At 43.1% G+C, this 11,972-nt stretch carries 11 protein-coding genes; 2 read left to right on the top strand and 9 right to left on the bottom strand.

Going from position 1 to position 11,972, the window contains the following annotated elements; genetic code table 11:
- Positions 1-249 precede the first annotated feature (249 nt).
- Both modA and modB read left to right on the top strand, forming a co-directional pair.
- On the top strand, positions 250-1,047 hold the full coding sequence (gene modA / locus O9334_RS16605) for a molybdate ABC transporter substrate-binding protein (protein ID WP_288001285.1): 798 nt from the start codon (positions 250-252) through the stop codon (positions 1,045-1,047).
- 3 nt (positions 1,048-1,050) lie between these two features.
- Positions 1,051-2,889: a molybdate ABC transporter permease subunit gene (modB, locus tag O9334_RS16600; protein ID WP_288001282.1), complete on the top strand. Its 1,839-nt coding sequence runs from the start codon at positions 1,051-1,053 to the stop codon at positions 2,887-2,889.
- Positions 2,890-3,045: 156 nt separating this feature from the next.
- On the opposite strand, the gene O9334_RS16595 is transcribed toward modB, so the two are convergent.
- The 9 genes from O9334_RS16595 to O9334_RS16555 form a co-directional block, all read right to left on the bottom strand.
- Complete coding sequence (locus tag O9334_RS16595; protein WP_072024802.1) at positions 3,046-3,435, bottom strand: ISAs1 family transposase; 390 nt, start codon at positions 3,433-3,435, stop codon at positions 3,046-3,048.
- Between the two features lie 172 nt (positions 3,436-3,607).
- Positions 3,608-4,051 carry a hypothetical protein gene (locus O9334_RS16590; RefSeq protein ID WP_045358568.1) on the bottom strand — a complete coding sequence of 148 codons (444 nt, stop codon included), beginning with the start codon at positions 4,049-4,051 and terminating at the stop codon, positions 3,608-3,610.
- On the bottom strand, positions 4,048-4,269 hold the full coding sequence (locus O9334_RS16585; RefSeq protein WP_072024801.1) for a transposase family protein: 222 nt from the start codon (positions 4,267-4,269) through the stop codon (positions 4,048-4,050). The genes O9334_RS16590 and O9334_RS16585 overlap by 4 nt, the downstream gene beginning before the upstream one ends.
- Positions 4,270-4,427: 158 nt before the next feature.
- Positions 4,428-5,057 (bottom strand): ribonuclease D, encoded by a 630-nt coding sequence (locus tag O9334_RS16580; RefSeq protein WP_045358567.1) that lies wholly within the window; start codon positions 5,055-5,057, stop codon positions 4,428-4,430.
- A gap of 304 nt (positions 5,058-5,361) precedes the next feature.
- Positions 5,362-6,351, bottom strand: a complete 990-nt coding sequence (locus O9334_RS16575) for a CAP domain-containing protein (RefSeq protein ID WP_190380704.1) — start codon at positions 6,349-6,351, stop codon at positions 5,362-5,364.
- A gap of 126 nt (positions 6,352-6,477) precedes the next feature.
- On the bottom strand, positions 6,478-7,725 hold the full coding sequence (trpB, locus tag O9334_RS16570) for a tryptophan synthase subunit beta (protein WP_045358565.1): 1,248 nt from the start codon (positions 7,723-7,725) through the stop codon (positions 6,478-6,480).
- Positions 7,726-7,862: 137 nt separating this feature from the next.
- Positions 7,863-10,433 carry a DUF3536 domain-containing protein gene (locus O9334_RS16565; RefSeq protein ID WP_288001275.1) on the bottom strand — a complete coding sequence of 857 codons (2,571 nt, stop codon included), beginning with the start codon at positions 10,431-10,433 and terminating at the stop codon, positions 7,863-7,865.
- Positions 10,434-10,824: 391 nt separating this feature from the next.
- Positions 10,825-11,085, bottom strand: a complete 261-nt coding sequence (locus O9334_RS16560) for a Txe/YoeB family addiction module toxin (RefSeq protein ID WP_045358563.1) — start codon at positions 11,083-11,085, stop codon at positions 10,825-10,827.
- Positions 11,066-11,320, bottom strand: coding sequence for a hypothetical protein (locus O9334_RS16555; protein WP_045358562.1), 255 nt, complete (start codon positions 11,318-11,320; stop codon positions 11,066-11,068). Before O9334_RS16555 ends, O9334_RS16560 begins: the two co-directional genes overlap by 20 nt.
- Positions 11,321-11,972: the final 652 nt, after the last annotated feature.

Below are 11,972 nucleotides of genomic sequence, written 5' to 3'. Positions count from 1 at the left end.
GCACTAATTTCCTCAAAATTCACACGATTTCGTAAGTTCTAGGATTCAGGGGTCAGTATTCAGGAGATAGTATTCAGCTTTTTTCTCCCCACACCCCCACTTCCCCACTCCCCCATCTCCCCACCTCCCCATTCCCCACTTCCCCACTTCCCCAAGAAAAACTTTTTGCCGCAAACCCTAGATACAGATTTCGGGCAGTGGATTGGTTGTGATAGAAATATAAATATCGATCGCTTGCTATCAATCTTGATGAAAAGACGATATTTTCTGGCTTTTATCGGCTCAATTGCCCTTAGTTGCTTATTATCTGCGGGCATAAACCTTTTTTCATCTACTATCACCACCGCCCAAACCCAGACAATTCTAGTTTCTGCCGCCGCTAGTCTCAAAGAGGCCCTAGAAGAAATCAAGCCAGAGTTTGAAAAAGCCCATAGTAACATTAAAGTTAACTATAACTTTGGTGCGTCGGGAGCTTTGCAACGGCAAATCGAACAGGGTGCGCCGGCCGATGTTTTCCTCTCGGCCGCGACTAAGCAAATGGACGCTTTAGCAAAAGCTGGTTTGATCGATACAAGTAACAGAAGAAACCTGCTCACTAATCGCCTAGTTTTAATCGTTCCCAAGAATTACACCCTAAAAATTAGCGATTTTCGTTTCCTGACTAACAGTAATGTCAAAAGAATTGCCGTGGGTGAACCGCGCAGCGTTCCCGCCGGTCAGTACAGCGAAGAAGTTCTGAAAAATCTCGGCATTTTAGAGCAAATAAAACCAAAACTGGTCTTGGCCAACTCTGTCCGTAATGTTCTCGCCGCCGTAGAAACTGGTAACGCCGATGCTGGCATTGTTTACATCACCGATGCCAAAATTTCCGACCGGGTAAAAGTAGTGGCTACGGCTGCCAATAATCTCCATTCTCCGATTATTTACCCCATAGCTGTGATTAAAGCCAGTAAAAACCCGCAAGCTGCCAAGACTTTCACCCAATATCTCACCAGCGCAGCCGCTAAAAACATTTTTGAAAAATTCGGCTTCGGAATAGCCAGATAAACAATGTCAGACTTTTCCCCCCTATGGATATCCCTGAAAACCGCCACCATTGCCCTGATAATCATCTTTTTTCTCGGTATTGCCGCCGCTTATTGGATGTTAGGCTATCGCGGACGGTGGAAATCCCTAATCGAGGCAGTTTTCGTCGCGCCCTTAATCTTGCCCCCGACGGTGGTAGGCTTCATTTTACTGCTCCTATTCGGCAAAAACGGACCATTAGGACAGTTATTAGACTTATTTAACTTTCGCGTCGTTTTTACTTGGTATGCCGCCGTTATCACCGCGACGGTGGTGGCTTTTCCCCTGATGTACAAAACCACCCTAGGGGCTTTTGAACAGGTGGATGCCAACATCCTACAGGTTGCCCGCACCCTAGGGGCATCGGAAGGGAAAATATTCTGGCGCGTACTTTTGCCCCTTTCCTTCCCCGGAGTATTAGCGGGATTAACCCTAGCTTTTGCCCGCGCTTTGGGGGAATTTGGGGCAACTTTGATGTTAGCGGGTAATATTCCGGGGCAAACTCAAACTATCCCGATGGCGATTTTCTTCGCTGTGGAAGCAGGAGCGATGACTGAGGCTTGGATATGGGTGTTTATTATCATATTAATCTCCCTATCGGGGATTATCGCCGTTAATCTCTGGCAAAGTCAACGCAAACAGCAATTAGGACGACCGGGAGAAAGCAAACCTAACGAGATGGAGGACTGGCTGCCACCCTGGCAGGGTCGCGATTTTGCCCTTTTAGCAGCTGAAAATCAGCATTATAAGAATAAAATAGGCTTATTTGTCGATATAGAGAAATATTTACCCGGTTTTAATCTCTCGGTCACTTTTAACTGCCAAAATCAGCCATTAGGACTATTAGGGGCTTCGGGGTCGGGAAAAAGCCTCATTTTGCGATCGCTGGCTGGTGTGGAAACGCCCTCAAGGGGTCGTATTGTCTTAAATGGGCGCATTCTCTTCGATTCCGAAAAGGGAATTAATCTCCCCAGTCGTCAGCGTCGTATCGGTTTTGTGGTGCAGAATTATGCCCTTTTTCCCCATCTCACCGTGGCGGAAAATATCGCTTTTGGTCTCTCGCAAAAGTTACCCACAAAAATTATCCGTCAGCAGATTGCCAACCAATTAGAATTAGTGCAGTTACCCGGCATGGAAAACCGTTATCCCCATCAATTATCGGGGGGACAACAGCAACGGGTCGCCATCGCTCGCGCTTTAGCTAGTCGTCCAGAAGCTTTATTATTAGATGAGCCTTTTTCTGCCCTTGATACCCATCTACGCACTCAATTAGAACGTCAGATGATCAAAACTTTAAGTAATTACGATGGCGTGACAATTTTTGTTACCCATAATATGGATGAAGCCTATCGAATATGTGAGAATTTATTAGTTATGGAAAAAGGGCGGGCAATTGCTAATAATTCTAAACAGAAAATTTTTGAGCAGCCAGATAGCGTTAGTTTGGCAAAAATTACGGTCTGTAAGAATTTTTCCCGTGCTATAATCATTAATAATCAACAATTGGAAGCGATTGATTGGGATGTTAAATTACACACTGTTTCCAGGATTCCCGACTATTTAACCTATACGGGAATTCGCGCCCATCAAATTATTTTTGGTCGAGATTTAGGCGATATTAATACTTTTCCCTGTTGGTTAGCTAATGCCATTGAAGGACCCCATCGGGTGACTCTCTATCTGAAACTTAATCAACCCTCTAACCACGACCGCGATTTTCATATCCAAGCAGAGTTATATAAGGATAAATGGTTAGAAATTAAGGAGCAAGCTTTGCCTTGGACTGTTACTTTATCTCCCCAGCGTTTATTATTATTAAAATAAACAGAGATTTTGATACTAAGTAGGTGGGTGTTAAAAATTGTCAGACATCCCCCTTATCAAGGGGGGATCAAGGGGGGATCCCCCCTGCCCCCCTTGATAAGGGTAGGGCTATTTCATTCTCAAGAAAAAAGGAGAAATACGGCTAGAAACGAAATTTTAGCGACATAAAGACAATAATTGGCGGATGTTGTGCTTATTGTGGTCAATTCCCTTTGTTAAAGAATCATAACCCTCTAACCTGTACAAGGTTAAAACCCATGTCTTTAACAAGGAAATGTTGATGGGGGAAAGTCCCTTTTTCTGGGGACTACGATCCTCGTTTTGAATCACATCCTTGACCCAATGTAAGCGATTTTCAATTTTCCAATCTCCTCTGATTCCCTGAGCAAGATGACGGCAGTTGGGCGCCTGAGAGGTCAGATAGTAACCTGTTCGCTCAAAGTCATGTTCCTCTCTCCTTCCCTGACGGGTCACCCTAACCACACAGTTAGCCGACTGCCATTTGGGGTCTATCTCGGCAGTGCGGGAAAATAAGCTAAGACGCATTTAAAGCGCTTATTCTTAAGATTAGCCGAATCTCCCCCAATCCCTTTACTGTTGCCTCTTGCAAGAGGTGTTTAGATATGTGTAATTAATTTTGCTTAGGTACTTAGCCTTAAACAATTTTTTTTGATGGTTTTTTACTTTCACTAAATAATTGTTCCCTTTTTCTACAATCTTATCGAGCGTTTTTTTTGACAATGCAAGGCATCGAGGGAAAAGGTGACTCCCTTGCTAAGTAGTCGTGCAAAATAAATTTCCTAGTGAAGAAAGGCAAAAGGCACTCTTGCAAGAGGCAAGGGGGGGTTAGATATGTGTAATTAATTTTGCTTAGGTACTTATCTAATATATCTAATAAATCCTCTAAGGCCTGAATCTCGCTAGTTTCCTTATTATTCATCACTTTTACCCCCATCACGCCCCCTTTTTGATGACTAAAAAACGAGACGAAATTAAAAAATACTTGTTGAGAATCATCATAATTCAACACCGTATTTTTAAGTGCTTTTCCGTCTCCACTGACCCATTCACCTTCGGGAACTTTAGCATTCTCTTTTAGCCACTCGTTCAATTGTTCTTCGACTTCTTTATAGTTTAATTCTCTTAAAACTCGTCTAATCACTGATGCTCCCGGAGATACGGGATATGGACAGACCGAGTAACAAAAGATAAGTTACGACGATGGCGTTCTAAAAAACGAGACATTGCTTGATAGCCCAGTTCTCCACTCATGATGGCCAGGATGGTAATAAGCAAGACAACTGGCAATCGGTGACGGCATCCTCTCGGCTCTCGGAAGTCAGGAATTTTCTCCAGATAATAAATGAGATTTTTAGGCATATTTTGGCTTATGTCAGGTTAATATTGTGATTATACACAGTAAACTCTTTTTTACAAGCCCTCTATCGACCTTGAAATAGCCCTACCTAGGGGCAGGGGGGATCAAAGACAAAATCTATCTTCTATTTACTTATTAAATAGACTGTAACTTTTGCTGACTAATGCTCAAATATATCTTTGTATTGCTGTAAATCTAAAGCGGTGAAGATGGGGATACAACTAAAGCATTTTTGGGCTAATTCCCATCTTTCTTCTCTTTGCAGCATCACAATTAGTTTATCTCGCACTGACAGTAAATAGCGCACATCGTTAGCGGCATAACTCAGTTGTTGTGGGGTGAGATTAGCGGCATTTCCCCAATCAGAACTCTGAGCGGTTTTGTCTAATTCTATGCCTTCCAATTCCTGCACGAGACTTTTTAAACCGTGACTGCTGGTATAAGTCCGAGCGAGTTTACTGGCGATTTTGGTGCAGAAAATCGGTTGAGTGGCAATGCCAAAAGTATGGGATAGTTGAGCCACATCAAAACGGGCGAAATGAAAGACTTTTTCTATCCGCTCATCTTCCATGACCTTTTTGAGATTAGGAGCCTCTGTTTGCCCCCTAAAAACGCGAATAGCGGTGACAAAACCACTGGGATCACAGAGTTGAATTAAACACAGTCGATCGCGCCCCGGTATTAATCCCATCGTTTCTGTATCTACAGCGATCGAATTAACCCCTAGATAACGGGATAATAGGTCATCGCTTAAATCTTGATCGCACACTTGAAAATTGTCTAAGTTCATATAGTTAGCAGATAGGAGACAGGAGACAGGAGACAGGAGACAGGAGACAGGAGACAGGAGACAGGAGGGAAATTTGTAATGCTTTTGCCTATCGCACGACTGCCTTTATTTCCCTGATAAGTAGTTGGACAAAAGTAAAGTTAACTGTGGGGTAAGGAGTCTCCGAGTCGGTCGTCAGTAAGAATTGCGGCAATTTACATTTCTTAAGATAGACCACAGAATTTATGTCCGACTACTTAACTGATAACTGATAACTGATGTTAAAAACTGGTAATTAAATTTAAATATAATCGGGGGGATTTTGTCAACGCTTTTTAACAAAAAGTTGTGTAAAATAATATTCACCAGCATTATTTTGAGCGATACCGATACCAGTGAGATTATAATCACCAACCATATTTTTTTGATGGCCGGGGCTATTAATCCAACCCTTGACGGCAACACTAACGGGGTCGGTATATCCCTTCATAAAAGCCAAATTTTCGCCCATTTTTTCTAAAGGAATCATTCTTTGTACTGCCTTCATTCTTCCCTCAAAACCATCATGACTAAAAGGAGCCTGTTTATTGGCCATTTTTTGGCTAAATAAGCGAGCTTCATGACTAATGCGAGCATCGAGACGTAGGGGCGGTAAATTTTGAGAAATTCGGTAGCGATTAACTTGATAATTAGTGTTTTCTTCAAGGGTAATTAAAAAAGATTGATTCCCGATAGTATCGTAGCTAAGGGTATTAGTAGAAACGGGAGCGGATTGACGTTTGAGAAATATTTGAGTAAAGTACAATTTTCCTTGATTATCCGTCGCTACTCCAATCCCGGTACTATCAAAATCTCCCTCCATATTTTCCCGATGACCTTGACTTTTAATCCAACCATCCACAGCAATCATTACCGGGTCATCATAACCTTGATTAACTGCCAGATTTTCCCCTACTGCTTGATAGGGAACTGAAACGCCAATAGTTTGCGCTCTTTTGTCAAAATCTTGATGACTAAAAGGAACTAAACCCGCGGCCATGCGTTGGCTATGTAATCTTGCTTGTTGCGAAATTGTCCGATTTAACAGTAGGGGAGATAAATTGCGAGATTGACGATAGCGATTGACCTGTTGATAGATTTTATTCTCTAAAATAAGTAAAGTTGCCGCATCCAAAGGAGAGGGAGAAGGAGAGGGAGATAAAGATGGTACAAGTTCCGTAAAAGAGCTATAGTTTAAGGCACTACAGGCCATTAAACTTGTCGATACAATCATCAAAATTCCTAACTGATAACCCTTCTTAAAAGAACTTTTCATATTAAGCTAGTCTGGAACGGGAAACAGGTCAAAACGAATATCAAATTTAGATGCACAATAGCTTATCCCTCTCACTGATAACTGATAACTGATAACTGATAACTGATAACTGATAACTGCTCACTGTTAACCATTCATCGATAAATATTTAGCCACCGATTGCACATCTTTATCACCCCGTCCGGAGAAATTAATAACAATGCGAGGACTACCGGTTACTTGCGGGCAAAGAGTTTCTAAATAAGCTAAAGCGTGGGCAGTTTCTAGGGCCGGAATAATCCCTTCTAAACGGGAAACTCTTTGAAAAGCTTCTAATGCTTCCTTGTCGGTGACGCTGTAATATTCGGCGCGACCACTATCTTTTAAAAAGCTATGTTCTGGCCCGACTCCGGGATAATCTAAACCGGCACTAATGGAGTGGGCCTCGATAACTTGACCTTCGCTATCTTGTAATAAATAACTCATTGCGCCATGTAGAACCCCCGGTTGACCTTGGGTAAGGGTGGCGGCGTGTTTTCCAGAGGCGATACTTTCTCCGGCAGCCTCAACACCAATTAAACGCACGGCAGCTTCTTTAACAAACTCATGAAATAAACCCATAGCATTAGAACCACCCCCCACACAAGCGAGGAGAATATCCGGTGAACCGCCCCATTTTTCCAGACTTTGCTGACGGGTTTCTTGACCGATAACCGCGTGAAAATCGCGCACCATCATCGGATAGGGATGGGGACCGGCCACAGAACCAAGGATGTAGTGAGTGGTTTCGACATTAGTTACCCAGTCGCGAATCGCTTCCGAGGTGGCATCTTTCAGGGTTCCCGTCCCGGCGGCCACGGGTTGCACCGTCGCCCCAAGCAGTCTCATGCGGAAAACATTGAGTTCTTGGCGTTCCATGTCGTGAATTCCCATATAAATCACGCATTCTAGACCAAAACGAGCGCAAACCGTAGCGGTGGCCACGCCGTGCTGTCCTGCCCCGGTTTCGGCGATAATTCGCTTTTTACCCATGCGTTTGGCTAATAAAACCTGACCGAGGGCGTTATTAATCTTGTGGGCCCCAGTATGGTTTAAATCTTCCCGTTTTAGGTAAATTTGCGCCCCAGTGCCGTCAGCTTTGGCATAATGGGCGGTGAGACGTTCGGCAAAATATAAGGGACTGGGTCTACCGACGTAATCCTTGAGCAGTTGATTTAATTCTTCTTGAAAATCGGGGTCGTCCTTATACTGATTATAGGCCGTTTCTAGTTCACTTAAGGCTGGCATCAGGGTTTCCGGGACGTATTTGCCCCCGTAGCGTCCAAAACGCCCAAAAGCATCGGGATACTGGGTTACTGTGCTGGCTGAGGCGGTATAAATCGGCGTGATAGTCATGTAAACCTTCGATGATAGACTTATGATCCATTATAAATCTAAGGGTTTAGTCTCTGGGTTAACCTGAGTTTCAGGGCAATCATCGCCTAACCTACTTAATAATCAAAGGGTGAGCATTGCCCACCCTTTGACTGATTTTACAGCCAAATACTCACATCAACTTTTAACACCTGTCCTAATAGTAATAACCATTTTAATTGAGTCATCGGCCAGGGACAGGAAACATCTATTGAATTAGACCGCAAACAATTAGGAACTAGACGCTCGTGGAAATAATTATAGTATAATTCCTGAGAGCGATCGAGGGATAATCCTAGCTTTAATTGTTGGCTAACTTCAATTAAACGGGTGATTAAGCGAGTATCGTCCTCCGCAGTTAAAGGATCGCCATCGTGTAATAATTTCCAAAGAGATTGCCAGAGCAGACTTTCTAAGGTTTGACGCGCTTCGGGAATATTTAATTGACAGTGTAAATGATTGGCTTCCTTAGCAATAGCCAATAATTGATCGAGATTATTTTCCGTCGCTTGCCGATGCTTAAAATCTTTTTCGAGGGCATTAATCACCTGTAAACAACGGTGAGAAATGGCAATATCGGCCGCTACCTGTAACTCTTGAGGTACGGGCAGCTCATCCCGTTGGAAAGCCGCTAAAATGCCGTAATTATCCCGATAAACTTGGGTGTATAATTGATCGAGACGTTTTTTAGTTTCGGCTGTCACCTTCTGCATGATCCGGTGTCTTTCATCGGCAAAAAGATGGGGTAAAGCAAAAAAGTTTTCTCCCAATCCGCGCCCCATTTCTACGATCATGGTCGAGACACTGGCCTGTTGTAAAGATTCAAAGAGATGCTCCTTAAGATTGGTATAGATTAACCGACCGTTAAAAGGTTGAATGCAGCAGTAAAAATCCCAACCTCCTAAATGTAGAACAGCAAAGACAAAATGTTCACTTTCTTGGGTAATTTCTGAGGTTAATTCCACCTGTCCCACTGCTAAAGTTAAAGACCCGATCGCTTGTTTTTGATAATCTAATTGACGGGTATTGTAACAATAAATCCGATGATGACCGGGATAATCGGTAAATAGGGAACTAATAGCGTAATGGGCCGCCACCTGTTCCAAATCCACCCGCGCAGAAGTGACCAATTGTCGATAGACATCGGCCCCATCTTGATATAACTTAACGTTACTGGGGGCGAAAGCTAGACGACTGAGAAAATTCATTTCTAATTGAATTCCAGCCACTTCTCCAGCTAATTCCAGGGCCCGGCCAGCATATCTCAAAATTTGCGTGCCTTCAGGTCGAGAAATTTCCTCAAAAAACCAGCCACAACTGGTAAACATCAATAAAGCCTGTCTTTGCATTTCTAATAAACGCAAAGCATCGATTTTCTCGCTTTTACTCAGTTGGCGACTTTGATGCCCGGCGAGGAAATGTTTGATCGCATCTGGGGAGCGATCTAAAATAACTGCAATGTAGTCATCCCTTGTCTGCCAAGGATCCCGGAAAAATTCCCGTCCCTGAATCTCATAGACCTTAATCAACTCATCTCTGAGCCAATTTAGGGACTCCCGCAGGGGTTTACGCCATGTTTGCTGGTAATTGCCCCCTCCCCCGCAACCACAGTCATCCTGCCAACGATTTACGCCATGGACACAACTCCATGCGGTCACGGGTTTTAATTCCACTTCCCAAGTCGGGGGGCAAATACTGAGATAATGGGCGAAATTGGTGACTGTCCAGCCGTTTTTAGGGAAAGATTCCGTAAAAGCATAGCTAAGACACTTCTCTGTCCCCTGTTTGTGGTGGCCGAAGGTTTCCCCATCGGTAGCGACGCTGATTAACTGGGAAGGACGATGATCCCCTTTAATTGCTTGTCCCAGACGACCGACGAGAAAATCACTGCTGGCTAGGACATCATTAAAGCCCATATCCCGAGAAATTGGACCATCGTAGAAGAAAATATCCAGATAACGACCATCGGGGATGTAACAGCGATAGGGACGGGTGGGATCGATTTGACCTCCGGCCACCGCGTGCCATTGGGGATGGGGATCTTGGTCGCTAGGGAAAGGACGACAGCGCAGGGCCTGGGAAGGGGCTAAAATGGTGAATTTAATCCCTTCATCGATTAAAGCTGTCACTGTGGCTAAATCAATGGCTGTTTCCGCTAACCACATTCCTTCGGGATCGCGACCGAAACGATGCTGAAAATCGGCTTTTCCCCAGCGAATTTGGGTGTATTTGTCCTGTTTGTTGGCTAGGGGCAGAATGATATGATTATAGACTTGGGCGATGGCGTTACCATGACCGTTTAAGCGTTGACAACTTTTTTGATCCGCTGTCAGGATGCGTTGGTAAACTTCGGGATCATGGGATTGCATCCATGACATTAGGGTGGCCCCGATGTTAAAGCTGAGATATTCGTAGTTATTAACTATTTTGATCACTTCCCCCCGGTCATTGTAAATGCGCGCAAAAGCATTGGCACGATAACACTCGTGATGGATGCGTTCATTCCAATTATGGAAGGGATGGGCGCTCGGTTGCCGTTCAATTCTGTCTAGATAGGGATTTTCTCGCGGTGGTTGGTAAAAATGTCCGTGAACCGTGATATAAACTCCGTGAGCGGTTTTCAGGGGATCGACCCCCGTATCGGTATAGGAATAAAAGGTTGTAGAAGGATGTTCAACAAGATAAGTCATAGAAATGCCTAGAAAATCGTTTTTTTTTCAGCGAAAATAGCTGTAGAATGTAGCGACCTGATGTTTAAAAAAACTGAAAACCTGGCCGTTTTTCACGGCCTTGGGGTCACAATACCATGTTTTATTTTCCTAGCAAAGCTAAGGTTAACAATTCGCAACTTCTCTATACACAGCCCTAAGTAATACTAAATTTTGTGACAAAATCTAGCTTTTTCGGGTAGGCTGTTGACTATCTGGGGCTGACTGACCATCCTTTGCCATCAGCGTTCTACCCTAAGAGAGATGCGATCGTTCTTACCCCTGCCCCAAAAGCGATCGCCATTTGCGTTCCTATCCCAAGCAATGACAATTTTAAAGTTTAATCAACAGGATAACAGCGATCGCATTGAGCCTAGTCATAATGAAATTTACAACTGATAATAATAATTTCTGTTTCTGTAATTTTATAAACTAAGCGATGTTCATCATTAATGCGTCTTGACCAATAACCCTTGAGTTGATGTTTTAAGGGTTCGGGTTTACCGATTCCAGAGAAGGGATGGCGCAATATGTCGTCAATTAAATCAACGATTTTTTTATAGAGTTTTTTGTCTTCTATCGCCCATTCATTGAATTGTGTAAAAGCTTTCGGATCAAATACTATATTTTTCACGCCATTCTTTTACAGTAATTGTCACTAAGTTTTCTTTCTTTTCTATTCTGTCAATAGCTTCGGATAATTCACGCTGATTGGCTTCTGTTGAAAGAAGATATTCGGTTGTATCGGGTTCAGGATCAGATACTAAAATAATAATATCCACAGCTGTTCCTTCTTCTAGTTCCGTAGAATAAAGCTCTATTTTTCCTTCTCTGCCAACAATTCCTTTCTGTTTAATCGCTCTAATCATGATTTTTTCTCTTAAGATGTCAAACAATTATGGCTATTATATCAAAATCAGCATGAGCTAGAACTGATGAGAAGAAAAGCGATCGCACTAATGACACTCAAAGAGATCCCAGTTTTAAGGTTTAATCAACAAGGTGACAGCGATCGCACTCAAGTCGCACGGTAGCAGGGTAGGATGTGTTAGCGTAACGCCTAATAATTACAAATTCATCATGATTAAAAGCAAAAAGGCGGGTTAAGTAACGCACCCTACCAGATCAGGGATTAAAATACCATATTTAACTTTATTTGTCAAGAAATTCGCTGATTTTTAGGTGCAATCGTAATAAACTCACAGCTGCCATCAATGTGCATGGTGCGTTCCCCAAAATCGATCGCTGGAGTAGCAGGACTTGCATTAGGGAACGCACCCTAGGACTGAGTTATACATTGTTTTTCTTTGTCAGTTAAATCAATATATTCAGTCTGTATTCGTTTATTCTTGATTAGTATTCTAAAATAAGGACATTTCCCCTAAGTACAGGACAAAAAGCTTGAAAAGTAGGCGGGAGTAGGGTTTTATGAGAAATAGCACTAATCTCGAAAACCCTATGAATCAGTATAGCGCCTTAAAGCAAGCCCTTCAACCCCATCTAGGATGGCATGGTGCCAGA

The organism is Microcystis sp. LE19-8.1F, from assembly GCF_027531715.1.
Lineage (GTDB): Bacteria > Cyanobacteriota > Cyanobacteriia > Cyanobacteriales > Microcystaceae > Microcystis > Microcystis wesenbergii_A.
Note: the sequence above shows the minus strand (reverse complement) of the source record. Positions and strands in the feature narration are given on the sequence as shown.